Source organism: uncultured Roseobacter sp., assembly GCF_947499265.1.
Lineage (GTDB): Bacteria > Pseudomonadota > Alphaproteobacteria > Rhodobacterales > Rhodobacteraceae > Roseobacter.
This window is the reverse complement of the sequence record NZ_CANMNK010000002.1, coordinates 345,060-367,589: the sequence shown is the minus strand read 5'-3', so window position 1 is coordinate 367,589 and position 22,530 is coordinate 345,060. Positions and strand designations below refer to the sequence as shown.

Below are 22,530 nucleotides of genomic sequence, written 5' to 3'. Positions count from 1 at the left end.
CTACTCCCGCACCAGGAAACGACCAATGGTGTCGTTCTTTCCGGCAATCTTTCTTGCGAATGGACACAGCCTGCTGGGTGCAAACGCCGGGACTTGCCGATCTGCCAAAATCCGTTCCATCTGGTATACGATCCATTCATTTCTGCTATAAAACAGGTACTTACGGATTTTTTGCGTGCGCAGCCCTTGGGCCTTCATCGCATTCGACGCACCGATTACAAGACCCTGATAGCCGTTGTAACCTTCCACAGTGATCGTTCCGAACCCCTCGCAACGTCTGCTTATATGAAATGCGGCATAGACTTGCCCGACCGCATCTTGATAGGCGGCGCTCTGTGAAACGGCGACGCGCGGCAAAGCGACCATGACCATCACGAGTGCGGCGAAAGCCAGCGCGTTTCGGCTTGCCATCACTCCGCCGCCACCGCGCTGACGCGGCCCGTGCGCTTGTGCTTGATGCGGTCCTCGATCTCGTCGCGGAAATGCCGGATCAGCCCTTGAATGGGCCAGGCCGCCGCATCGCCCAGGGCGCAGATCGTATGGCCTTCGACCTGTTTGGTCACATCCAGCAGCATGTCGATCTCTTCGGGCTCGGCCTCGCCGGTGACCAGACGGTCCATCACCCGCATCATCCAGCCGGTGCCTTCGCGGCAGGGCGTGCACTGGCCGCAGCTTTCGTGCTTGTAGAACTTCGACAGCCGCCAGATCGCCTTGATCACATCGGTGGAGTTGTCCATCACGATCACCGCTGCCGTGCCCAGACCTGACCGCTGCTCGCGCAGGTAGTCGAAATCCATGATCGCGTCTTTCATGTCCTTGCCCGGGATCATCGGGACCGAGGACCCACCGGGGATGACTGCCTTGAGGTTGTCCCAGCCGCCGCGAATGCCGCCGCAATGGGTCTCGATCAGCTCCTCGAAGGTGATCGACATCGCCTCTTCGACAACGCAGGGGTTGTTCACGTGACCGCTGATCGCAAAGAGCTTGGTGCCCGCGTTGTTCGCCCGACCAAAACCCGCAAACCACTCCGGCCCGCGCCGCAGGATCGTCGGCACCACGGCAATCGATTCCACGTTGTTCACCGTGGTCGGGCAGCCATAAAGCCCCGCGCCCGCCGGGAACGGCGGCTTCATGCGCGGCATGCCCTTCTTGCCCTCAAGGCTTTCGAGCAACGCAGTTTCTTCACCGCAGATATAGGCCCCCGCGCCATGGTGCAGATAGAGATCGAAATCCCAACCGGACCCCGCCGCATTCTTGCCAATCAGCCCGGCGTCATAGGCCTCGTCAATCGCGGCCTGCAGCGCCTCTTTCTCGCGGATGTATTCGCCGCGAATGTAGATGTAGCAGGCATGGGCATTCATCGCGAACGACGCAATCAGGCAGCCCTCGACCAGCGTGTGCGGGTCGTGGCGCATGATCTCACGATCCTTGCAGGTGCCCGGTTCGGATTCGTCCGCGTTGACCACCAGATAGGCAGGTCGCCCGTCACTTTCCTTGGGCATGAAGGACCACTTCAGCCCCGTGGGGAAACCCGCGCCCCCGCGCCCGCGCAGACCAGAGGCCTTCATCTGATCCACGATCCAATCGCGGCCCTTCTTGATGATCCCGGCGGTCCCGTCCCAATGGCCACGCTGCTGCGCGCCCTTCAGCGTGCGGTCATGCATGCCGTAGATATTGGTAAAGATGCGGTCCTTGTCCTGAAGCATCACGCTTCCCCTTTTACTCGTTGCCACGCGCGGCTTTGCGCGCGCGCCGTATCTGTAAAGACACCATCAGCGCCCAGAAGAGCCCCGCCAGTGCCGCAAAATCAAAAAGAAACGCGTAGCGCCCGGGCAACCCCAGTTTTGGGCCCAGCCACAAAGACAAAAGCCACAAAACCATCGTGCTCACGATCACAATGCTAACGAGCCGCCCCTTGGCAGCCAAAGACGCCTCCTGCGTCTCATCCGGTTGATTTTGCGCACTCATTGCGGTTTCCCGCCCTTCTCTCAGCTTTTACGTTTCTTCTTGGAGGCTTCCGTCTCGCCACCTTTGGCAAGGGTCTTTGCCTGACCGACCCAGTCGTCCCGCTCGATACGCCCCTTGAAGCGCAGGCGTTCGTCGACCCAGGCGATGTCTTTCTTTTTCAGTCCCGCCACCTGATCAAAGTGCCAGATGCCGAGGCTGTTCAAAGTTTCTTCCAGTTTCGGGCCAACACCGCTGATCAGCTTTAGATCATCAGCACCGTCCTCACGCGCGGCATCAGAGAAGCCCGTGGGCCGGTCGCCAGAGGCAGCGGCTGGTGCCGCTTTCTTGGCTGGTGCCTTCTTCTTGGGCGCAGGCTTGGCCTCTGCCTCGCCTTCGTATTTCCAGCTGCCTTTGCGGGCGGCCAGATCTTCCTGACCCGGCAGGCGCGTTGTCGGTTTCACCTTGGGCTCGGTTGATGCCGCGGCTGTGGCAGTCGGGGCAGCCTGTGGCGCTGCTTTCGGCGCCGCGGCAGGTGCGGGTTTATCGACCGCCGCAGGCGTCCTGCCCTGCGGGGCTGGCAGCGGCCGGGTCATGATCCAGCTAACGACGGCGCCCAAAACGGCGAATACGACAAATCCCATGAACGCGCCCTGCATGAAGCTCCAGCTTCCCAGAACCCACAGCAAAATCGCCACCAGCGCGCCCGCGGCGGCGGCCACAAGCCAACTGCCAAGCGCCATTCCGATCAAACCTTGATTGTTGTCCATTGCTGTCTCACTCTCCGGTTATTCGCATCTCAAACTGTATGATTAACGATTTTCCCCGCCATTGGAAAACTTATGTGGCTTTGTCTTCGGCCAGCGCACGCGCCTGCGATACCCATTGATCCCGGCTGACCCGGCCCTTGAAGCCTTCAAGGTTCTCGTCCACCCAGGCGACCTCATCCGCGCTCCAGGCTGCGATCTGGTCGAAATGGAAGAACCCCATGCCGTTCAGCATCTTTTCCAGCTTCGGCCCGACGCCCTTGATCTTTTTCAGATCATCAGCGCCCTCGTCCCGCGCGGCCGTCATGACCTGCGGTTTCGTACCTGTTTCTGCAACGGGCGCTGCCTTTTTGGCGGGCTTTGCAGGTTTGGCCGCTTTATTCGCGGCCTTGCCCTGCCACGGCATCACCAGCGGGACTTCCGTGCCATCGATGCGCTTGACAGTGTCGCCAATGTCCACGGCCAGTTGCGCAGAGGCGTTGTACTGCGTTTTGCCACTGTCGTATTCGGTCAGCGACGTCAGACCCTTCAGCGGTTCTGCCGCGTAACGTCCGTTCTGCGGGCCGGGCACGGGCACCTTGCCGACGGCAAGCTCATCAATGATCTCACTCATGCGCTCGGTGGTCAGATCCTCGTAGTAATCCTTGCCGATCTGCGCCATCGGCGCGTTGGAACAGGAGCCCAGGCATTCCACCTCTTCCCAGCTAAAGTTGCCATCGGCGGAGAGTTCATGCGGGTTCGGCGCGATCTTCTCCTTGCACACGGCCACAAGGTCCTCTGCGCCGCAGATCATGCAGGACGTGGTACCACAGACCTGAATATGGGCAATGGCGCCAACGGGTTGCAGCTGGAACATGAAGTAGAAGGTCGCCACTTCCAACGCACGGATGTAGCTCAACCCCAGCATCGCCGCCACGTGTTCGATGGCGGGGCGGCTGAGCCACCCCTCCTGCTCCTGCGCGCGCCACAACAGCGGAATGATCGCAGAAGCCTGACGGCCCTCGGGGTATTTCGTGATCTGCCCTTCCGCCCAGGCCTGATTGGCCGCGGTAAAGGCGAAGCTTTCGGGTTGGTCGGGATGAAGTCTGCGAAGCATTTCGGTGTCCTTTGAACGCGCCAAGGCACGTCGATGTCGTTAGAGCCTGTCCACAGATGGGCGCGGGTTTGCGTTTGTCCAAAGCTGCGGGGCCGTGTCACAGATTGTGTGATCCGTCGGGCAGACAATCGGTGGCTGATAGCAGGGGCTACCCGCCTGCGGGTTTGTCCAGATTTTCGGTTGCTCACAGGGCGCCTGCGGGTGCATTTCGACGGTCCGCTCATGGCGGTCACCGGGGCCGTGCACCTTAAGAACCAAGGCAAGAACAATGCAGAAAGAGAGGGCGATCAATCTGACGGTCATCGGTCGATCTCTCCGAACACAACGTCCATCGTCCCGATAATCGCCGCCACATCCGCCAGCTGGTGGCCGCGCGACATGTGGTCCATCGCCTGAAGGTGCAAAAAGCCCGGCGCGCGGATTTTGCTGCGGTAGGGTTTGTTGGTGCCATCGGCCACCAGATAGACACCAAACTCGCCCTTGGGGGCCTCGACGGCGCAATAGACCTCGCCCGCAGGCACGTGGAAGCCTTCGGTGTAGAGTTTGAAATGGTGGATCAGGCTTTCCATCGAGGTTTTCATGTCCGCGCGTGATGGTGGGGTGATCTTGCCACGGGCGAGGATATCACCCTGCCCGTCGGGCGCGCGCAATTTCTCGATGGCCTGATGGATGATCGAGACCGACTGGCGCATTTCTTCCATGCGCACCAGATAGCGATCATAGCAGTCGCCGTTCTTGCCTACGGGGATCTGGAAATCGAACTCGTCGTAGCATTCATAGGGCTGCGCGCGACGCAGATCCCAGGCCAGCCCCGACCCGCGCACCATCACGCCGGAAAATCCGTATTCGAGAATATCCTCTTCGGTCACCACGCCAATGTCGGCGTTGCGCTGCTTGAAGATGCGGTTTTCCGTGAGCAGCCCGTCGATGTCTTCCATCACACGGGGGAATTCCTTGGCCCAGGTCTCGATATCATCGATCAGGTCGGGCGGCAGGTCCTGATGTACACCGCCGGGACGGAAATAGGCCGCGTGCAGGCGCGCACCGCAGGCCCGCTCGTAGAACACCATTAGCTTTTCACGTTCCTCAAAGCCCCAAAGCGGCGGGGTCAGCGCGCCCACGTCCATCGCCTGGGTGGTGATGTTGAGGATGTGGTTCAGCACCCGACCGATCTCGCAAAAGAGTACGCGGATGAGCGAGGCGCGCCGTGGGACTTCGACGCCGGTGAGCTTCTCGATGGCGAGACACCAGGCGTGCTCCTGGTTCATCGGGGCCACATAGTCGAGCCGGTCGAAATAGGGCAGGTTTTGCAGATACGTCCGGCTCTCCATCAGCTTTTCGGTGCCCCGATGCAGCAGACCGATGTGCGGATCACAGCGCTCGACGATCTCGCCATCCAGCTCCAGCACCAGCCGCAGCACGCCGTGGGCCGCCGGATGCTGTGGCCCGAAGTTGATGTTGAAGTTGCGGATTTTCTGTTCGCCGGTCAGGGCGTCTTCGAAACCTTTGGTGCCGTCCATTATGCAGACCCTCGCAGTTTGGAGACCAGTGTTTTGCAAGGATCATAAATTCGCCTTGCTATGTACCCAGATACGATCAGGCACGAATACCCAAATATATTGCCAAATATACTCGTAGTGCGCTGCCACGCGGTGCCGTCAGGCACGGGAAAATCAAAACCTGCCTCTGGGTCGAAAAGAAATTTAATAGCCCCAATCAACCCAATCGAGAAAAAGAAGATTGAAACATATAGAAAACCGCCGCTTCTCCCACCGAAGAAGAAACCAATGGCACAGAAGTACAAAACCAAAATGACGGGACCAAAGAAAACGAGTTTAAATCCCTCGACAAACAACGCAGTAAACGAAGAGGAGTTCGCCATCACAACTTCTCCAGCTCTTGCAGCTTGAGGCCCATCCACCACAGCAAGGCAACGGTGCCGAGCGGAATCAGGCACGCCGCCGCCCAGTATTTGTTGATGCCGAAAAACGGCAGCAGCTTGATCATCGGGATTGCCGTGAGGGCCGAGAGGATCAGCCACCAGATGCCGCCCATTACTTCGCCTCCTGCTTTTCATCTCCCGGCAGGATGTATTCCGCGCCTTCCCAGGGGGACATGAAGTCGAACTGCCGATATTCCTGGACCAAGGACACCGGCTCATAGACCACGCGTTTCTGCGCCTCGTCATAGCGCACCTCGGTATAGCCCGTGGTGGGGAAATCCTTGCGCAGCGGGTGCCCCCGGAAGCCGTAATCGGTCAGGATGCGGCGCAGGTCGGGGTGGCCGGAAAACAGAATACCGAACATGTCGAAAACTTCGCGCTCGAACCAATTCGCCGAAGGATGGACCGTGTTGACTGACGGCACCATCTGGTTTTCGCGGATGCTGACCCGCAGACGGATGCGCTGGTTCTGATACATCGACAGGAAATGGTAGACGACATCGAAGCGTTTTGCGCGGCCTGCATAATCGACCGCCGTAATGTCCACCAATGTGGAAAACCTGCAGGTCGGGTCGGTTTTCAGGAACTCCACCAGGCCGGTGATGTTTGAGGGCGTGACATCGAGGTTCAGCTCGCCATGGGTCACATCCCAGGCCAGCACGCAATCGGTGCGCTTAGCCTCGATGTAGCCGCCCAGTTCGGTCAATGCATCAGACATGAGGCCCCCTTAGCGAACGATCGTGCCGGTACGGCGGATTTTGCGTTGCAGCTGCATGATGCCATAAAGCAAGGCTTCCGCTGTGGGCGGGCAGCCAGGGACATAGACATCCACCGGCACGATGCGGTCACAGCCGCGCACCACGGAATAGCTGTAGTGATAATAGCCGCCGCCATTGGCGCAGGACCCCATGGAGATCACATAGCGCGGCTCCGGCATCTGGTCGTAGACTTTGCGCAGGGCCGGCGCCATCTTGTTGGTCAGCGTGCCCGCCACAATCATCAGGTCCGACTGGCGCGGGCTGGCGCGCGGGGCGGTCCCGAAACGTTCCATGTCGTAACGCGGCATGGCGGTGTGCATCATCTCCACCGCGCAGCACGCCAGTCCAAAGGTCATCCAGTGCAGCGAGCCGGTGCGCGCCCAATTGATGATGTCCTCGGTCGAGGTCAGCAGGAAACCCTTGTCCTGCAATTCGCGGTTCAACTCCTGCGTGGCGACATCGCGGTCAGCGCCCGCGACGTTGGCTCCGGCGGCTACTGCCATTCCAGTGCTCCCTTTTTCCATTCATAGGCAAACCCGATGGTCAGCACTCCCAGAAATACCATCATCGACCAGAAACCGACCATCGAGATGTCCTTGAAGGCCACCGCCCAGGGGAAGAGGAATGCAATCTCCAGATCGAAGATGATGAAGAGGATCGAGACGAGGTAGAAGCGGACATCGAATTTCATGCGCGCATCGTCAAATGCGTTGAACCCGCACTCGTAAGCAGAGACCTTTTCAGGGTCCGGATTGCGCACCGCGAGCACGACGGCAGCAAGGATCAAAACAAGCCCTAAGCCTATGGCCACAGCCAGAAACATCAGGATGGGAAGGTATTCCCGCAGCATCTCGTCCAAGGGTTGGCTCCTCTCAGTCTGCTCACGCGTGAAAGACGTCACGCTGCCCCGCGGCGAAAGGGGCTGCAAAGGGTTTACGCTTGTGGCCCCGCAGGGTCAACAGATGCCGCTTGGGAAAACCCCTTGTTCTGCCCCGAATTTTTCCGCCCACGGCATCAGGCATCTGTGCAAGAGTTCGCCGAAACTGATCCCTGCCATATTCATATATGATCCATCGCCCAAAAATCTGCGTATCTTCCGTTCTATCGTCGGGACCAATCGTCGCGCATATGCCTGCGGTGGCCCGATAAACCCAGGGAAAAAGGACTGACCATGAACAGACGTTTTGCACTCAAAGCGACCCTTGCTGGCGCCGCCCTCGCGGCCCTCACCGCCTGCGCCCCCGCAGAGCAGGGCAGTGATATCGTCGACATTGCCGCCTCTGACGGCAATTTCACCACGCTGGTGGCTGCCGTACAGGCCGCCGGTCTTGAGGACACCCTGCGCAGCCCCGGCCCGTTCACGGTCTTTGCCCCCACGGATGCAGCCTTTGCCGCCCTGCCCGCTGGCACCGTCGAAAGCCTGCTGCTGCCGGAGAACAAGGATCAGTTGGTCAGCATCCTGACCTACCACGTGCTGCCCGGCTCCGTGCAATCGGGCGACGTGCTGGGATCGGTGACCAATGTGGCCACCGTGCAGGGCCAGACCGTGCGCGTCGATGGCACAGGCAGCAAGCTCGGACCAGCGGTCAAGGTCAACGATGCCAATGTGATCGCCGCGGATATTCTGGCAACCAACGGCGTGATCCACGCAATCGACAAAGTGCTGCTGCCGCAATAATCCTGCTGGCCGCATCAAAGCACCCGCCGCTTCGCCGCAGCGGGTGCCACCTCTGCTTTCTCCAAACGCTGGCAATTTAACTGTTCCGAAATGAGCCCGAATTGAAGTAACGGGATACTGCTTTACGCGATGTCTGGTTAACTACCGGTTGCCACCGATCCATACAGAGCGAGCATAGCGAGGCCGTTCTTACGGATCGCAAAAACCTAGCGAATTTTTGGCAGCTTGAACAGAGCTCGCGGCGGCGTCCTGAGCTTTCTTCATGTTCAACGCCTAGCTGTGCAGCATTTTTATACTGAGGTTTTTTCACTGTCTGGAAGAATCCTTCTGGCACCGTATCGAGGTGGCATTCTTAGCCTTGAAGCACCGAAAAACACGATATCCGCCTAACAACTTGATCGAATAATGCACCAATGGCATACTACTTTGGCACGAAAGCTGTGATTTTAGAGTATTAATTTAACAAAAACACTATTTGAAAGTGACACTATGACGGTGACCGCAAAAGTCGCCAGTGATCTGGCTGAACCCGAGAAAGACCCTGTCGACACAAGTTCAGGCAACGGTCCTGACAGCACAACAGAGCCCGCCGCACCAGCTCCGAATACTGCCGCCGAAACAGCAAACACACCCGCTGACATCGACGCGGATGCTCGCGAGGATGGTGCCTCTGAAAACAATCAAGACGGCGTGCCTTCTGCCGAAGACTTAAGCAGTATTCGCAAGCAGAATATCGTGAGGGCATTGCGGAAGGCACAGAGCATGCTCACTTTTGCGATCGACAAGGGGATTGAGCTCAACGCAGAGGTCGTCACGCCAATAAATACGGCGGTGCGGGCTTATGGGACCGACGAATGGACCGGTAACCTCGAAGACGAGTTTTTTGCAGCCTACAGCCGCATGTCGCGCGAACTTGGTGACGTCAGCAGCGAATCCATAGAATGGTCGCGCACATACGGTAGTTATGTCACCTTAGCGGTCGCAGTCCTTGGATTCTCGGCGCTCGTCGCACTGATCCTGTTGCAATACCGGGTCATTTATCTGCACGATTCTTCTTCGAGCTATGTCGAAACAGAAGAGGCATTGACCCTCAAAGAAGCGAGGCTCATTGAAGTTGGCGCGACACTGCCAGCGCTTCAGGAGGGACTGAGCGCATCGGCGCCTAGGTCGCAGAGCACCTCAGCACAGGATCAGGCCACAGAGCCACAGGAGCGGATCGAACGCACCGACGCGATGGAAACGCAGATTTCCGAACTCACCCGCGAGCAAGCGACCCTGAACCTGGAGATTGATCGGCTGGAAACACAGTTGCGCGCGCAATATGCGATCCTCTCCGAATGGGTGACGGGATTGGATGATGGTCCCGCGCCCGAAGAGCCGGGATGGCTTTCGTCAGCCGAAGACAAAGCCGCCTATGACGTGGCCTACGCGGAATGGCGGCTAAGTCAGGAAAGGCTCGATCCGCATGAATTTCAGTACGGTGTGCAGCAGGCGCTCTCCCAGCTCCGTTTGCTGAACGACTTCATCTTACCTTCGATCTATGGGTTGCTCGGCACGGTCGCTTTCGTGCTTCGGCAAATCTCGGTCGGCCTGCAATCCCAGTCACTTAGTCTGGGGAGCATGCTGAACTATCTGATACGCTTACCGCTGGGCGGGCTGGCGGGCATCGCCGTCGGGCTATTGCTTCGCCCGGATGAAGCGACGAGTGGGTTGGAAGCGCTGCAACCTTTAGCGCTGGCTTTTGTGGCCGGATATTCTGTGGAACTTGTTTTCGCGGCAATGGACAGACTGGTTGGCGCCTTTTCGGGCGATCAACGCCAGTAGTCGAAGGCGTCCTCTTCCAGTCACGCATCCTGCGAATGGTGCTTTTCAGTCCGGCACCTAGGCGGAAAACACCAGCGTAAGGCCCCCACGCCGCGCCGTATGCGATGATCGCAACGCGCCCAATGCCAGAATGGATTTCAAGGGGCGCTAGCGGCTTGTTACGTATCCATCCGCGCGTTTCAGCGCTCTTAGGACTTTGGTGAGATGTCTGCTCTATCAAAGCCACGGGAGTGGTGACGACAGATGAGTGTACGAGTAATGAACGCGTCGGCGGAAACTGTTCTCCGCCACGGAATGCCGCTCGCATTGGTGGCTATCTGTCTCTATTCGACCCCCCAGTTTTTGACCACCGTTTCTCTGCCCGATGTGGTTGCACTCATCGGGGGCCTTCCAGCCTGGGTCTGGCTTACGGCCATCCTCTTCACCGTGCTGAGCTTTTATGCTGTTGGGCAATATGATGTCCTTGCCCGACGCCACCTTGGCCTGTCAGGATCAGAGGCGCACGCACGTCAAAATGGAATGATGACGGTAGCTCTTTCTCAGGTGCTCGGGTTTGGTCTGATCACGGGCGGTCTCGTGCGGTACCGGCTTCGCCCGGATGAAGGCGCGCTGCGCGCAGGTCAGGTCACTGGATTGGTGACGATATTTTTCCTGACCGGTATGACTTTCGCAACAGTATTTGCGATTGCGATTTCCGGCACGCTGATTGACAGCACCTTTGGCATTGTTGCTTTGCTAGGTCTGGTTGCATGCATGATGGTGTTGACGCTGCTGCGCCCCCGGGTGCGCCTCTGGCACAAAGAGATAGCCATGCCAGGCCTGTTTGCGGTCGCCGCATCCATCTTTTGGGCAGTTGCGGATGTCGTGGCCGCCGCCGCGTCGTTTTACATACTTTTACCTGCGAGTGTGGAGATTACATTCCTGTCCTTCCTGCCAGTATTCTGTATCGCACTGGCTGCTGGTATCCTGTCTGGTGCTCCGGGCGGCGTTGGGCCGTTTGAGCTTGTGTTGTTGGGTCTGACCGCACCGGAATTCCCCGCACCTATTGATCAAACGTGTCTTTTGACAGCGATCTTCGGCTTCCGCGCCGTCTACTATCTGCTGCCTGCGCTTATCGCCGCTTTCTTCGTTTTGCGCGCGCCCACTGCTGCTCCAAAATTGGGAGTAACGCCGCGCTATGTCTCGACGCACCGCGCACCCCATGCTGAAACCAAGGTCATTGCCCAGAATGGCGGGCAGATGATTGCGCTTGCGTCGGGAACAGCGGCCTTATGGCCCGCAGGAAACAGCCTCGTTTCACTGTTTGATCCGACCAAGCCAATGGGTGCAGCATGGTTGCGGGATTTCAAACACTATGCCCGATCACGCAACTTGCTACCTGTTATCTACAAGTGCTCCGCCCGCAACGCAGCGATGGCTCGCAAGCACGGTTGGCGCGTAGTCAGCGTGGCCAAGGACGCGATCCTTACCCCCACGACCTTCCATGTTGAGGGGTCAAAATTCTCCGGGCTGCGTCGTAAATTGCGCAAGGCTACAAGTGCCGGTGTCACCATTGAGCCATTGCGACCTGACCACATGACCGCACTGGCAGCGATCGACGCTGCGTGGCAAGCGCGCTGCGGTGGTGCGCGTGGCGGAACGATGGGCCGGTTCTGTCGCTGTTATCTGGCAAATCAGCTGGTCCTGGTCGCAGAGCATCATGGCACTCCCGTCGCCTTCATCAGTCTTCATCAAGGATTGGAAGAATGGGCACTCGATTTGATGCGGGACGATCCATCGGCGCCAGATGGCACAATGTATCTTCTCGTCCACCATGCAATCCAAATGGCCGCAGCAGCACAGGTCGATGAGCTGTCTTTGGCAGCAGTGCCCGCCGATTGCAGTGATGAAAATGGGATTTGGCGAAAGACACTCGCCTGCCTCAGAGAAAACTGGGCAGCAAAGGGACTGTACCAATTCAAATCAGCCTTCGCCCCACGATGGAAGCCGCTTTACATGGCCGCGCCAGGCAGATTTGGACTCTGCATTGGAGCGGTGGATCTGCTGCGAGAAGTTCTGCGCCCAGCCCAATTGCACTCTGGTGTTGCGTGTGACTCTGAACCCGCGCTCTCAGACAAAAGAGAAGCCTGGACGCTCCAACTTCCAGAGGTTTCTGTCCCGCAACAAGCAGCGCAATAGTGAATGCAGGAGCGCCCTTGGCGTACTGAAAGCGTCGGCAAACATACGCCATATGGGCCTGCACCAAGCTTGAAAGGCGCTTGCGTTCTTGCGATGTTTCAAGCGCAAGGAGGTATATCCGATGTCCGACTATCAACGCCGCTTTGAAGCTGCAGAAGCCGAACTAGAGCAAGCGGGGATTTGGCCGTCCAATGCGGTACCGCCCTATACAAGGTTCCTGCGCAGGTTGGGGTTGAGACCCGTGCCACCCCACTACAAACCGCTTTGGCGTAGTTTCCTGGGGCAGAGCGTTTTCTTCACCCTTTTGATGGGGTTTGTCTCGTTTTCAACCGCCGCCGGACCTGACGGCAGATCAGTCACCGAGTTCGGGATCAGGACGGTTTTGATCGGGCTGGCTTTGGGCTCGACCATGCTGATCTACTTCGCCTACAGCCAGTGGAAATACGCATTGAGCCGCTGGGAAGACCTCTAGGAAGCGCGTCCATAGAACTTTGGACAGCCAGCGACTAAGACGTCAGATCAAGACACTTGCAGATCGTGCCGTCAGATGTCCTGTAGCTGCGAAAGCCCATCGCTTCATAATATGCAAGCCCCTCAGGGTTGGTCGCCGCGATGCTTGCGTCAATCTTTGTCAGCCCCGATCTCTGGGCCGCTTCACGCGTGGCTGCAAAAAGCGCTCTGCCCACACCGCGGCGGGCTGCGTCGGGACGGATGTGTGTTCCGATGATCCCCCACCCCGGCTCCACACCATAGATATTCGCTTCCGTTGCGAATTTCAGGGACTGAAAGCCAAGTATTGTTCCGTCATCATCCTCTGCCACGGCGCATTGCACCTTGTTCGGATCGTGAATGTAATTCGATAGAACAAACGCGGGATCGCTGCGGCTCGTTCGCTTCCCCAAGGCAGCGAGCTGTTGCAGAAAGGCGCTCATCTCCGCCACATCTTCTGTTGTTGCGTCTCTGATCTTCATTTTTGCTCTCCTTGAGACAAGCTTTCCATCTGGCATGCCGGATGTCCATCAAGGACCGCTTGAGCGCGTGTTATCGACCTTCAGTCGCTCGGGACCGTGCTGCGGATGCTTGGCATTGCGGGCTGCGGCGCAAGCTCCCGAACGTCAGGAACCGGCCACTTCTTGACCGGAAGCAACTTGGCTGCCGCTTCATTCTGCACTGCGGCAAATTGCCGTGCTAATTCCCGATCTATTCGCGACTAGGTTGGCGCCATGCTGCCGCTTCTCACCCTTCTTTTGCCCTTGGGATTGCTGATCTGGTCGGTCTATCGCGGCTGGCCGGTGCTCCTGGCGGCACCGGTCATGGCGTTGCTGGCCGCCTTACTCGCCACCGATCCGCTGCTCGCGACGCTGACGCAGCGCTTCATGCCGGCAACCGGTGGTTTTGTGGTTGCTTTCCTTCCGTTGTTCCTGCTTGGCGCGGTCTTTGGCAAACTGATGGAGGCTTCCGGCGCAGCGATGGCTCTGGCCCGCGCGATCGTTGCGAAACTTGGGCCAGCTCAGGCTCTGCCCGCTGTGGTGCTCTCCTGCGCAGCTCTGACATATGGTGGCATCTCGCTCTTCGTCGTGGCCTTTGCAATTTACCCTCTCGCTGTCGCTTTGTTCCGCGCATCCGGGCTGCCCCATCGGCTGATCCCGGCAGCCATCGCCTTGGGTGCCTTTACCTTCACAATGAGCGCGCTGCCCGGATCGCCCGCCATTCAGAATGCAATCCCGATGCCGTATTTCGGAACAACGGCCTTCGCAGCGCCGGGCCTGGGCGTGATCGCAGGCCTCATCATGGGGATGGGTGGGCTGCTCTACCTATCTTATGCCGCCGGTAAAGTAACGCCAAACACCGCACAGTCCGTACTGGACGCGGGAGCATTCGACGATGCTGAACTGCCCTCTCTATGGCTGGCACTGCTGCCAATCTTGACGGTTTTCGCCATGAACTGGCTGCTCGCCGAGCTGGCGTTCCCGCGCCTTGATCTGGGCTATCTGGCGGACCCGTCCTGGGGCGGGGTAGCGCCGTCTCGGGTCATCGGGGTTTGGGCATTGATCGGTGCACTGATGCTTGCGATCCTACTGCTGCTGGCTCTGTCGTGGCGGCGACTGGCCAATCCGCGGCAGACGCTATCAGATGGGTCGCAAGACGCGCTCCTGCCGCTCTTCAATACAGCCATGCTTGTAGGCTTTGGCGCGGTTGTGGCTGCTCTCCCCGCTTTTGCCGCCGTGAATGCATTGACCGACCAGATACCGGGCAGCCCGCTGATCGGCCTTGCGGCATCGGCCAGCCTGCTTGCCGGGATCACGGGCTCGGCCTCAGGCGGTATGTCGATTGCCCTTGATGCCCTGGGCGCACGATATCTGGATATCGCTCTTGCCGAGGGGATTGATCCTGAGGCGCTGCACCGGGTTGTTGCTTTGGCAACCGGGGGCCTCGACGCGCTGCCGCATAACGGGGCGGTTGTGACCCTGCTTGGGATCGCCGGACTGACCCACAAGGAGGCTTATGGCCCGATCTTTGTTGTTTCCGTCGCAATCCCGGTTGTGGCTCTGGCGGTAACGCTCGCGCTCGCGAGCTGGTTGGGCGCATTCTAAACCACCCAGGACGACCGAGCCCCCGAAATCAAGCCGCCGCGGGTTTAGAAATCGAGGCGTTGGCCATGTATTTCTTGTCATCGGATTGTAAGAACACACTTGACGGACCTGTCGTTTCTTCAAAACCAATAGAGTTTTCTCCAGGAGCCAATCACCCGACCCAACCGGGCTTACGTTTGTCAAAGAACGCCGCAATGCCCTCAGCGGCTTCCTCGGTTTCCCACTGTGCGGCGAGTGCCGAAATCGTGTGATCGACGACGCTGGCATCAATCCGAGGGCCCAGATCGCGGGCCAGCTGCTTGGCCGCCGCCACAGCCCCCGGCGCGCAGGCAAGATAGGGTAACACTTCCGCCTCGATGGCTTCGGCCAGGCCTTCCGGTAGAACGCATCGCGCCAGTATCCCCAGGTCGACTGCTTCCGCCGCGCCAAAAATCCGCGCGGACATGAACACGCGGCGGGCACGGCCCTCGCCCATACGCGCCAGTACATAGGGGCCGATGGTGGCGGGGATGATGCCCAACCGCGTCTCGGTGAAGCCAAACTTCGCACCCTCCACCGCGATGGCCACATCGCAGACGCAGGCCATGCCGACACCGCCCCCAAAGGCGTTGCCTTGAACCGCACCAATCAGCGGTTTCGGTAGGCTGTTGAGCGCGCCCAGCATGGTCGCCAACTTGCGCGCCTCGGCAGAGCGGGTTTCCGCGTCCATCTCGCGCTGTGCCTGCATCCAGGCCAGATCGCCGCCTGCGCAAAAGCTCTTGCCCGCCCCGGTCAGCACCACCACCCGCACGGCGTCATCCGCCCCCAAGAGAGACGCCGCTTCGGTCAGGTCCGCCAGCATCTGCGCCGACATGGCGTTGTGCTTTTCCGGCCGGTTCAGGGTCAGCGTCGCCACGCCCCGCGCGTCGGTTTCGATGGTGATTGTGTCAAACATCCCTGCTCTCCAATCCCGGCACAGAACGCCCGTCCCGCACCCAATCTTCATAAATCCAGACCATGCGGTCGACGAACCAGATCTTGGGCAGCGCCGTCAGGATGGTGCCAAAAACGGCCCCTTCCCACCACAGCCCGTAGAGCCCCCAGACCATCACAACAAAACCCGGCAGGCTGAGCAGGCTCAGAACGATGGCGGCACGGCGATGATGATCTGCGACCTCCGCCCGGTGGTTGAGAAAAATGCGCTCCCCCAGCACGCCCTTGCTCATCCAGCTGTCCAGACGTGCGGGGGGCGGAAAGGCGCGCGGATTAACCCAGATCCAGAAGATCGCCAACGCCACAGGGATCAGGGCCCATGTGCCGATCCAGACCCGGCTCCAGATCGCCAGCACCAGAAACGGCAGGCAGGTCAGCATGCGTGTCCAGCCCGACCACGGGTTGGCATGGCGCAACCAGACGCCATCGTCCATGGTCATCATCCGTTCTGTGCCCTTGAAGAAATCCACCGCGCAGGTCCTGTCAGCCGGAGCGCATGGCGCGCGCCATTTCCGCGGCTTCCTCGATCACATCAAGATCAAGACCGGTCTCATAGCCAAGGGTCGCCAGATGGCGCGCCACGCTTTCCGTGGCGACATTCCCGGCTGAACCGGGCGCGAAGGGGCAGCCGCCCAAGCCCCCGACCGCTGCGTCGAACACCCGGACACCAAGGCTGAGCGAGGCGTCGATGTTCTCCATCGCGCGGCCGTGGGTGTCGTGATAGTGCCCAGCGAGCCGGCCCACCGGCACCACATCGCGCACCGCTAGCAGCATGCGTGCGATGCTATCGGGTGTGCCCGCCCCCGTGGTGTCCCCAAGGCTGACCTCATAACACCCCATGCCAAAAAGCCGGTCGGCGACGTCGGCCACTGCCGCGGGTGCCACCGCACCGTCGTAGGGACATTCCACGACGCAAGAGACATAGCCCCGCACCGGCAGGTCAATGTGGCGCGCTTCCTCCAGGATGGGCTTAAAACGTTCGATGCTTTCGGCGATGCTGACGTTGATATTGGCTTTGGAAAACCCTTCCGAGGCGGAGGCAAAAATCGCGATTTCATCCGCACCTGCAGATTTGGCATCCTCAAACCCGCGCATGTTCGGGGTGAGGGCGGCGTAGCGTATCGTGTCGGCGCGCTTTATGGCGGCGAGCACCTCGCCGGATCCCGCCATCTGCGGCACCCATTTCGGGGATACAAAGCTCGCAACCTCTATGCGGCGGAACCCGGCACGGCTCAGCCTGTCAATAAGCGCCACCTTTTCCGCCACGGGAATATCGCGTGCCTCATTTTGCAGCCCGTCCCGCGGACCGACCTCGAATATTTCGCATGGCCCTAGACTCACCCGACACCCTCCCCTTTGATCACCGTTCTGATCACTCTAACGGCCATGGCGCGTAAAAGTCTCGGTCATAAATGCCGTCACCTTTTGGCAGAGCGGCCTGAAAGCCGTCGCGCGCGGTGATCCGCGCATACCAATCGGCAGTGGCTGGGAAATCATCCAGCGTCGCAAAGTGCCGTGCCATATAGACCGCCTGCCCCACCGAGATGTCCGCCGCCGTGAACCCCGAGTTCAGCAGGTAGTCGCGGTTTTCAACCGGCGTTGTCAGCCGCGCCTCGATGGCGCCGTAGCATTTTCGAACTCGCGCGGCTTCCAGTTTCATGACAATCGGGCTGCGCATCCGGTCTTCGTAAAGGGCCACATGCTGCTGGGTCAGGGCGGCGGTGTGCTGGCTGAGGGTTTCGGAAAAATGCAGCCAGACCAGCCAGGACATCCGATCCGGGCTGCCCGGCATCCGGCCCAAACGCTCAGGGCTAAAGCGCTCGCAGAGGTATTCGGTGATGGCACCGGTTTCAAACATCCGCTCCCCGTCGATTTCCAGCGCGGGCACCCGGCCAGCGGGCGACAGACTCAGAAATTCCGGGCTGCGCAGCGTGCGGTCAAAGGGGTAGCTGCGCAGCTGAAACGGCACGTCCAATTCATTGAGCACCCAAAGCGTGCGCATTGACCGCGTCTGCGGGCAGTGGTGCAAGGTGATCATGACGCCTCCTCGGGTTCAAGCTGGATGAGGGCGGCGCCCGCTTCGACCTGATCACCAGCCTGCGCCAGCACCTCGGCCACCACACCGTCGCGCGCCGCCAGCAAGGCGTGCTCCATTTTCATCGCCTCCAGGACGGCGAGACGATCCCCCTGTGTCACCGATTGCCCGACCGTGGCGTCAATGGTTTTGACGAGCCCCGGCATCGGCGCGTCGATCAGGTTGCCATCGCCTGCCGCCCCACTGGCCCGGTCAAGTGGATCGACGTGGCGAAAGGCGAGACCATAGCCGTCGAACACCGTGATGACGGCCCCGGCGACGCTTACGTTTGGCGCAGGCTGTCCGGCGATCTGCCATCGTCCGTCCCGGCGGTGCGCCGCGACGATCTCTCCTACGACATCCCAGCGTTGGTGGTCCGCATCGATGACCTCGACGGAGAGATCTAAGATCTCTTCCTGCCAGACCAGTTGCACCCCGTGGCGCAAGGGGTGCCAGAGGCTGAACCCGGCATTGTCCGCTGGATTGGTGAGGGTCAGGGCGGCCATGCCCGCCGCTGCGATGTGGTGCGGCGCGGCTTTTGGCGGGCGTGTCAGCGCATCAATCTCACGACCGATCAGCCCGGTATCCACCTCCCCACGCCCGAACCCGGTATGACTCGCCAAGGCGCCCAGAAAAGCGAGGTTCGTGACCGTTCCGCCGACTTCGGTGCCTGCCAGACCCTGGCGCAAACGGGCCAAGGCGATATCGCGATTGGGGCCATGCACGATCAGCTTGGCAATCATCGGGTCGTAGAACGGGCTGATGACGTCGCCAGCCCGCACGCCGCTGTCGGCGCGGACATCCTCTGGAAAACACAGATGGCTGAGCGTACCGGTTGCGGGCAGGAACCCGGCGGGCACGTCTTCGGCATAAAGCCGCGCTTCAAAGGAATGGCCTTCGATCTTCAGGTCCTCCTGCGCGGTCGGGAGGCCTTCGCCTGCGGCGACCCGCAGCTGCCACTCGACGAGATCGACGCCTGTGATCGCTTCCGTCACCGGGTGTTCGACCTGCAGGCGGGTGTTCATTTCCATGAAGAAAAACCCGTCCGTTTTGAGCCCGCCTGCCCCATCAACGATGAATTCGACGGTGCCCGCGCCGCTGTAACCGATCGCTTCCGCCGCACGTACCGCAGCTGCGCCCATCGCGCTGCGCATCTCTTCGGTCATGCCGGGCGCGGGGGCCTCTTCGATCACCTTCTGATGGCGGCGCTGCAGCGAACAGTCCCGCTCAAACAGATGCACAGCGCGGCTGCCGTCGCCAAAGACCTGTACTTCGATGTGACGCGGCTGGGTCACGAATTTCTCCACCAACACATCCGAATTGCCGAATGCCGTCTGCGCTTCGCTGCGCGCCGATGCCAGAGCTGCGGCAAACTGATCTGCCGTTTCGACCAGACGCATGCCCTTGCCGCCGCCGCCCGCCACCGCCTTGATCAGCACCGGGTAGCCGATCTTTTCGGCTTCTGCGGCCAGCAGCCCATCATCCTGGTCTGCGCCATGATAGCCCGGCACCACGGGCACGCCCGCCTCCACCATCAGCGCCTTTGCTGCATCCTTCAAACCCATTGCCCGGATCGCCGATGCGGAGGGTCCGATGAAGGTCAGACCCGCCGCTTCCACGGCCTCGACAAAATCGGGGTTTTCGCTCAGGAACCCGTAGCCGGGGTGGATGGCCTGGGCACCTGCCTCACGTGCGGCCTGAATGATCACATCGCCGCGCAGATAGCTGTCCGCCGGGGCGGACCCGCCAATATGCACGGCCACATCAGCCATCGCGACATGCTTTGCACCTGCATCCGCATCGGAATAGACCGCCACACATCGGACCCCCAGGGCGCGGGCGGTTTCCATAGCCCGGCAGGCAATCTCGCCCCGGTTCGCAATCAGAATTGTATCAAACATGAGTTACCACCATGAGCCGGATGTCCCATCCATCAAGTGTTGTTGTACGTATTGCGGCAGCGGCCAGGCGTCATAGTCGACCCCCGTCATCCGACCGGGCGGCTGGCCCCGCCACGCATGGCGATAAAGGTCCATATGCAGCGTGATCTCGATCTGTCCGAGGGCGGCATCGACCTTATCCCTGGTCTCCTGAATGCCGTCTTCCAACTTTTGCGCATCGGTTTTCTGCCGCATCCAGCCCGCTGGCAAAATCTGTGTCAGCACCTTGCTTCCGGCGGAGAGCGCAACCAGCAAGACAAGATTGGACAGCACCCCCGGCAAGGTGGGGGCGGCGATATCGCGGAAAAAGCCCGGCAGACCGCCAAACCACCCGCGCTTGACATCCTTTTGCGCGGCCAGATCCGCGCGCGCCATTTCGAATTCCTGCGCAAAACTTTGCCGGAACTGACGGGCAAAGGCGCGGCGGTTGAAATCCGACCGCCCGGCCCAGAGCCGTAATTTGGGCCGCACAAACCAGCCCTGACGCGACTGTTCCACGAAGTCCTCAAAATCGAAGATGAAGAAATAGTCTTCGGCATCCGGGGAATTGTGAATCACATAGACCGGCAGTTCCACTTCGCGCCCGAGCGTCGGCAGTTTCAACCCGCTGACCGTTTCCGCAATCCTGTCGCCCAGGCCCTTGATGCCCTTCATCCGTCTGCTCCGAAATCTTCAACCACCTCGAAGCGCTCCCAGATGAGCTTCATGTCCGGGTCGAAGATGCCCTGACGCGTGTAGTAGCGCTTGTGCCCTTCGCGCCAGCCCGCCAACGTCTCATTCTCGCCTTCTGCCAGCGCCATCTCCTCGGTCATCATCTCCCAGGTCGTCTCGCGCAGTTCCAGGGTTTCAATCACCAGTGCGGGCGTACCATCCGGCGCCAGCGCAATGTCGCGCCGCCCGACACGGGGCGGCGCCTGTCGTCCGGCCTCGATGTCGGCCATGGCCGAACAGGTCGCCCGTTTGGCACCTGACCGGACCAGCGCGGTGAGTTCGGCGATCAGTTCCGGCGTGTCGCCAAAGCTGAAGACTTCGGCTTCCGGGTAACGCTGTTTGGCTTCATCACATGTCACCATCTTCCTGAACCTCCGCACCTGGCGCAGCGATCCGATCGGGTTGCACATCCGACGGGAGGCAGAGCGCTCATCCTCTTCACATCCGGAAGACGCCGAACCGCGTCTCCTCAATCGGGGCATTCAGCGCCGCAGAGAGCGACAGGAACAACACGTCCCGGCTTTTGCGTGGATCGATCACCCCGTCATCCCAAAGGCGCGCGGAGGCATAAAGCGGGTGGCTCTGCCGTTCGAACATGTCGATGGTGGGCTGCTTGAATTTGGCTTCGTCCTCCGCTGACCAACTCTCGCCCGCCTTCTCCAGCGCCTCCCGTTTGACGGTCGCCAGCACACCCGCCGCCTGCGGCCCGCCCATGACCGAAATCCGTGAATTGGGCCAGGTCCACATGAAGCGCGGAGAATAGGCGCGCCCCGCCATGCCGTAATTGCCCGCCCCAAATGAGCCACCCACCAGCATGGTGATCTTGGGCACCTCGGTGGAGGCGACGGCGGTCACCATCTTGGCCCCGTGCCGCGCAATGCCTTCATTTTCGTATTTGCGCCCGACCATGAAGCCGGTGATATTCTGCAGGAAAACCAGCGGGATAGAGCGTTGCGAGCAGAGCTCGACAAAATGCGCGCCTTTCTGAGCGGATTCGGAAAACAGCACGCCATTGTTGGCGATGATCCCGATAGGGCAGCCCTTGAGATGCGCGAACCCGGTCACCAGCGTCTCGCCAAACCGCGGTTTGAACTCGTCGAACCGCGATCCATCCACAAGGCGGGCAATCACCTCGCGGATGTCGTAAGGCGTGCGCAGGTCGGCAGGCACCACGCCGAGGATTTCCTCCGGATCATAGGCCGGGTCTTCGGGTGTTTCCCACTGCACGGTTGTTGGCCTGGCGCGGTTCAGCGACCCCACCGCCCGCCGCGCGAGGCTCAGCGCATGAGCGTCATCCTCCGCCAGATAATCCGCCACCCCGCTCAGCCGGGTGTGGACATCGCCGCCGCCAAGGTCTTCGGCGCTGACAACTTCGCCGGTCGCGGCCTTGACCAGCGGCGGACCGGCCAGAAAGATCGTGCCTTGATCGCGCACGATGATTGTTACATCGGACATCGCCGGAACATAAGCGCCCCCCGCCGTACACGACCCCATGACCACCGCGATCTGCGGGATGCCCAGCGCCGACATCCGCGCCTGATTGTAGAAAATGCGGCCAAAATGATCGCGGTCGGGGAACACCTCATCCTGATTGGGCAGGTTCGCCCCGCCACTGTCGACCAGATAGACGCAAGGCAGGTGGTTCTCCTGCGCGATCTCCTGCGCGCGCAGGTGTTTTTTCACCGTCATCGGGTAATAGGTGCCGCCCTTCACCGTGGCATCGTTGCAAACGACCATGACCTCTTGGCCCCGCACCTGACCAATGCCGGCGATCACGCCCGCGCAGGGGGCCGCACCGTCGTAAAGCCCATGCGCGGCTGTCGCGCCCACCTCCAGAAACGGGCTGCCAGGGTCGAGCAGGTTCGCCACCCTGTCGCGGGGCAGCATCTTGCCCCGGCTCACGTGCCGTGCGCGGGATCTCTCGCCGCCGCCCAGCGCTGCCGATTGCGCGACCTCTGCGATCTCCGCCAAGGCGTCCAGATGCGCGGCCCGGTTCGACTGAAAACTCTCTGACGAGGGCAAAGCCTGTGACGTTAATCTCATAGTCTCTCC

General features: G+C 60.3%; 25 protein-coding genes. 5 read left to right on the top strand and 20 right to left on the bottom strand.

Annotated elements, in window-relative coordinates; genetic code table 11:
- The 11 genes from Q1A63_RS06395 to Q1A63_RS06345 form a co-directional block, all read right to left on the bottom strand.
- Positions 1–411 carry a hypothetical protein gene (locus Q1A63_RS06395; RefSeq protein WP_298969903.1) on the bottom strand — a complete coding sequence of 137 codons (411 nt, stop codon included), beginning with the start codon at positions 409–411 and terminating at the stop codon, positions 1–3.
- Positions 411–1,706 carry an NADH-quinone oxidoreductase subunit NuoF gene (nuoF, locus tag Q1A63_RS06390; protein ID WP_298969904.1) on the bottom strand — a complete coding sequence of 432 codons (1,296 nt, stop codon included), beginning with the start codon at positions 1,704–1,706 and terminating at the stop codon, positions 411–413. Before nuoF ends, Q1A63_RS06395 begins: the two co-directional genes overlap by 1 nt.
- Before the next feature lie 13 nt (positions 1,707–1,719).
- Positions 1,720–1,968 (bottom strand): DUF5337 domain-containing protein, encoded by a 249-nt coding sequence (locus Q1A63_RS06385; protein WP_298969905.1) that lies wholly within the window; start codon positions 1,966–1,968, stop codon positions 1,720–1,722.
- 20 nt (positions 1,969–1,988) lie between these two features.
- Positions 1,989–2,714, bottom strand: a complete 726-nt coding sequence (locus Q1A63_RS06380) for a hypothetical protein (protein WP_298969906.1) — start codon at positions 2,712–2,714, stop codon at positions 1,989–1,991.
- A gap of 70 nt (positions 2,715–2,784) precedes the next feature.
- Positions 2,785–3,807: an NADH-quinone oxidoreductase subunit NuoE gene (gene nuoE / locus Q1A63_RS06375; protein ID WP_298969907.1), complete on the bottom strand. Its 1,023-nt coding sequence runs from the start codon at positions 3,805–3,807 to the stop codon at positions 2,785–2,787.
- A gap of 299 nt (positions 3,808–4,106) precedes the next feature.
- Entirely contained in the window at positions 4,107–5,327 is a 1,221-nt protein-coding gene (locus Q1A63_RS06370; protein ID WP_298969909.1) for an NADH-quinone oxidoreductase subunit D, read from the bottom strand.
- Positions 5,327–5,689, bottom strand: coding sequence for a hypothetical protein (locus Q1A63_RS06365; RefSeq protein WP_298969910.1), 363 nt, complete (start codon positions 5,687–5,689; stop codon positions 5,327–5,329). The genes Q1A63_RS06370 and Q1A63_RS06365 overlap by 1 nt, the downstream gene beginning before the upstream one ends.
- Complete coding sequence (locus Q1A63_RS06360; protein ID WP_298969911.1) at positions 5,689–5,862, bottom strand: hypothetical protein; 174 nt, start codon at positions 5,860–5,862, stop codon at positions 5,689–5,691. Before Q1A63_RS06360 ends, Q1A63_RS06365 begins: the two co-directional genes overlap by 1 nt.
- On the bottom strand, positions 5,862–6,467 hold the full coding sequence (locus tag Q1A63_RS06355) for an NADH-quinone oxidoreductase subunit C (RefSeq protein WP_298969912.1): 606 nt from the start codon (positions 6,465–6,467) through the stop codon (positions 5,862–5,864). Before Q1A63_RS06355 ends, Q1A63_RS06360 begins: the two co-directional genes overlap by 1 nt.
- 9 nt (positions 6,468–6,476) lie before the next feature.
- Positions 6,477–7,010, bottom strand: coding sequence for an NADH-quinone oxidoreductase subunit B (locus Q1A63_RS06350; RefSeq protein ID WP_298969913.1), 534 nt, complete (start codon positions 7,008–7,010; stop codon positions 6,477–6,479).
- Positions 7,001–7,366, bottom strand: a complete 366-nt coding sequence (locus Q1A63_RS06345) for an NADH-quinone oxidoreductase subunit A (protein WP_159974460.1) — start codon at positions 7,364–7,366, stop codon at positions 7,001–7,003. The genes Q1A63_RS06350 and Q1A63_RS06345 overlap by 10 nt, the downstream gene beginning before the upstream one ends.
- Before the next feature lie 312 nt (positions 7,367–7,678).
- Between Q1A63_RS06345 and Q1A63_RS06340 the strand changes: the two genes are divergently transcribed.
- From Q1A63_RS06340 to Q1A63_RS06325, 4 genes are all read left to right on the top strand, one after another.
- Entirely contained in the window at positions 7,679–8,185 is a 507-nt protein-coding gene (locus Q1A63_RS06340; protein ID WP_298969914.1) for a fasciclin domain-containing protein, read from the top strand.
- Positions 8,186–8,674: 489 nt separating this feature from the next.
- A complete protein-coding gene (locus Q1A63_RS06335) occupies positions 8,675–10,009 on the top strand; it encodes a hypothetical protein (protein WP_298969915.1) in 1,335 nt (444 codons plus the stop codon).
- 243 nt (positions 10,010–10,252) lie between these two features.
- Positions 10,253–12,187 (top strand): phosphatidylglycerol lysyltransferase domain-containing protein, encoded by a 1,935-nt coding sequence (locus Q1A63_RS06330; RefSeq protein ID WP_299631065.1) that lies wholly within the window; start codon positions 10,253–10,255, stop codon positions 12,185–12,187.
- Between the two features lie 121 nt (positions 12,188–12,308).
- A complete protein-coding gene (locus tag Q1A63_RS06325) occupies positions 12,309–12,659 on the top strand; it encodes a DUF6404 family protein (protein ID WP_298969917.1) in 351 nt (116 codons plus the stop codon).
- 34 nt (positions 12,660–12,693) lie between these two features.
- Here the strand turns inward: Q1A63_RS06325 and Q1A63_RS06320 are convergent, their stop codons facing one another.
- Entirely contained in the window at positions 12,694–13,158 is a 465-nt protein-coding gene (locus Q1A63_RS06320; protein WP_298969918.1) for a GNAT family N-acetyltransferase, read from the bottom strand.
- A 252-nt stretch (positions 13,159–13,410) separates the two neighbouring features.
- On the opposite strand from Q1A63_RS06320, the gene Q1A63_RS06315 reads away from it, so the two are divergent.
- Positions 13,411–14,781: a GntP family permease gene (locus Q1A63_RS06315; protein ID WP_366524287.1), complete on the top strand. Its 1,371-nt coding sequence runs from the start codon at positions 13,411–13,413 to the stop codon at positions 14,779–14,781.
- 151 nt (positions 14,782–14,932) lie between these two features.
- On the opposite strand, the gene Q1A63_RS06310 is transcribed toward Q1A63_RS06315, so the two are convergent.
- The 8 genes from Q1A63_RS06310 to Q1A63_RS06275 all read right to left on the bottom strand — a co-directional run bounded on the left by Q1A63_RS06310 (position 14,933) and on the right by Q1A63_RS06275 (position 22,521).
- The gene (locus tag Q1A63_RS06310; protein ID WP_298969919.1) at positions 14,933–15,715 is read right to left on the bottom strand and encodes a crotonase/enoyl-CoA hydratase family protein; all 783 of its coding nucleotides are present in this window, start codon (positions 15,713–15,715) and stop codon (positions 14,933–14,935) included.
- Positions 15,708–16,223, bottom strand: a complete 516-nt coding sequence (locus tag Q1A63_RS06305) for a DUF6653 family protein (RefSeq protein WP_298969920.1) — start codon at positions 16,221–16,223, stop codon at positions 15,708–15,710. The genes Q1A63_RS06310 and Q1A63_RS06305 overlap by 8 nt, the downstream gene beginning before the upstream one ends.
- 13 nt (positions 16,224–16,236) lie before the next feature.
- Positions 16,237–17,094 (bottom strand): hydroxymethylglutaryl-CoA lyase, encoded by an 858-nt coding sequence (locus Q1A63_RS06300; protein ID WP_298969921.1) that lies wholly within the window; start codon positions 17,092–17,094, stop codon positions 16,237–16,239.
- A 31-nt stretch (positions 17,095–17,125) separates the two neighbouring features.
- On the bottom strand, positions 17,126–17,791 hold the full coding sequence (locus Q1A63_RS06295; protein ID WP_298969922.1) for a glutathione S-transferase family protein: 666 nt from the start codon (positions 17,789–17,791) through the stop codon (positions 17,126–17,128).
- Positions 17,788–19,728 carry an acetyl/propionyl/methylcrotonyl-CoA carboxylase subunit alpha gene (locus tag Q1A63_RS06290; protein ID WP_298969923.1) on the bottom strand — a complete coding sequence of 647 codons (1,941 nt, stop codon included), beginning with the start codon at positions 19,726–19,728 and terminating at the stop codon, positions 17,788–17,790. Before Q1A63_RS06290 ends, Q1A63_RS06295 begins: the two co-directional genes overlap by 4 nt.
- A 3-nt stretch (positions 19,729–19,731) precedes the next feature.
- On the bottom strand, positions 19,732–20,421 hold the full coding sequence (locus Q1A63_RS06285; RefSeq protein ID WP_298969924.1) for a hypothetical protein: 690 nt from the start codon (positions 20,419–20,421) through the stop codon (positions 19,732–19,734).
- Complete coding sequence (locus Q1A63_RS06280) at positions 20,418–20,840, bottom strand: ASCH domain-containing protein (protein ID WP_298969925.1); 423 nt, start codon at positions 20,838–20,840, stop codon at positions 20,418–20,420. The genes Q1A63_RS06285 and Q1A63_RS06280 overlap by 4 nt, the downstream gene beginning before the upstream one ends.
- A 76-nt stretch (positions 20,841–20,916) precedes the next feature.
- On the bottom strand, positions 20,917–22,521 hold the full coding sequence (locus Q1A63_RS06275; protein WP_298969926.1) for a carboxyl transferase domain-containing protein: 1,605 nt from the start codon (positions 22,519–22,521) through the stop codon (positions 20,917–20,919).
- Positions 22,522–22,530 lie beyond the last annotated feature (9 nt).

What these genes read in the sequence shown, in the direction of transcription:
- Q1A63_RS06295 (WP_298969922.1), bottom strand. Translation starts at nt 17,791, where the DNA reads ATGATCACCTTGCACCACTGCCCGCAGACGCGGTCAATGCGCACGCTT.
- Q1A63_RS06320 (WP_298969918.1), bottom strand. Translation starts at nt 13,158, where the DNA reads ATGAAGATCAGAGACGCAACAACAGAAGATGTGGCGGAGATGAGCGCC.
- Q1A63_RS06350 (WP_298969913.1), bottom strand. Translation starts at nt 7,010, where the DNA reads ATGGCAGTAGCCGCCGGAGCCAACGTCGCGGGCGCTGACCGCGATGTC.
- Q1A63_RS06335 (WP_298969915.1), top strand. Translation starts at nt 8,675, where the DNA reads ATGACGGTGACCGCAAAAGTCGCCAGTGATCTGGCTGAACCCGAGAAA.
- Q1A63_RS06275 (WP_298969926.1), bottom strand. Translation starts at nt 22,521, where the DNA reads ATGAGATTAACGTCACAGGCTTTGCCCTCGTCAGAGAGTTTTCAGTCG.
- Q1A63_RS06330 (WP_299631065.1), top strand. Translation starts at nt 10,253, where the DNA reads ATGAGTGTACGAGTAATGAACGCGTCGGCGGAAACTGTTCTCCGCCAC.
- Q1A63_RS06285 (WP_298969924.1), bottom strand. Translation starts at nt 20,421, where the DNA reads ATGAAGGGCATCAAGGGCCTGGGCGACAGGATTGCGGAAACGGTCAGC.
- Q1A63_RS06280 (WP_298969925.1), bottom strand. Translation starts at nt 20,840, where the DNA reads ATGGTGACATGTGATGAAGCCAAACAGCGTTACCCGGAAGCCGAAGTC.
- Q1A63_RS06325 (WP_298969917.1), top strand. Translation starts at nt 12,309, where the DNA reads ATGTCCGACTATCAACGCCGCTTTGAAGCTGCAGAAGCCGAACTAGAG.
- Q1A63_RS06355 (WP_298969912.1), bottom strand. Translation starts at nt 6,467, where the DNA reads ATGTCTGATGCATTGACCGAACTGGGCGGCTACATCGAGGCTAAGCGC.
- Q1A63_RS06340 (WP_298969914.1), top strand. Translation starts at nt 7,679, where the DNA reads ATGAACAGACGTTTTGCACTCAAAGCGACCCTTGCTGGCGCCGCCCTC.
- Q1A63_RS06315 (WP_366524287.1), top strand. Translation starts at nt 13,411, where the DNA reads ATGCTGCCGCTTCTCACCCTTCTTTTGCCCTTGGGATTGCTGATCTGG.
- Q1A63_RS06380 (WP_298969906.1), bottom strand. Translation starts at nt 2,714, where the DNA reads ATGGACAACAATCAAGGTTTGATCGGAATGGCGCTTGGCAGTTGGCTT.
- Q1A63_RS06385 (WP_298969905.1), bottom strand. Translation starts at nt 1,968, where the DNA reads ATGAGTGCGCAAAATCAACCGGATGAGACGCAGGAGGCGTCTTTGGCT.
- Q1A63_RS06290 (WP_298969923.1), bottom strand. Translation starts at nt 19,728, where the DNA reads ATGTTTGATACAATTCTGATTGCGAACCGGGGCGAGATTGCCTGCCGG.
- Q1A63_RS06395 (WP_298969903.1), bottom strand. Translation starts at nt 411, where the DNA reads ATGGCAAGCCGAAACGCGCTGGCTTTCGCCGCACTCGTGATGGTCATG.
- Q1A63_RS06310 (WP_298969919.1), bottom strand. Translation starts at nt 15,715, where the DNA reads ATGTTTGACACAATCACCATCGAAACCGACGCGCGGGGCGTGGCGACG.
- Q1A63_RS06360 (WP_298969911.1), bottom strand. Translation starts at nt 5,862, where the DNA reads ATGGGCGGCATCTGGTGGCTGATCCTCTCGGCCCTCACGGCAATCCCG.
- nuoE (WP_298969907.1), bottom strand. Translation starts at nt 3,807, where the DNA reads ATGCTTCGCAGACTTCATCCCGACCAACCCGAAAGCTTCGCCTTTACC.
- Q1A63_RS06370 (WP_298969909.1), bottom strand. Translation starts at nt 5,327, where the DNA reads ATGGACGGCACCAAAGGTTTCGAAGACGCCCTGACCGGCGAACAGAAA.
- Q1A63_RS06365 (WP_298969910.1), bottom strand. Translation starts at nt 5,689, where the DNA reads ATGGCGAACTCCTCTTCGTTTACTGCGTTGTTTGTCGAGGGATTTAAA.
- nuoF (WP_298969904.1), bottom strand. Translation starts at nt 1,706, where the DNA reads ATGCTTCAGGACAAGGACCGCATCTTTACCAATATCTACGGCATGCAT.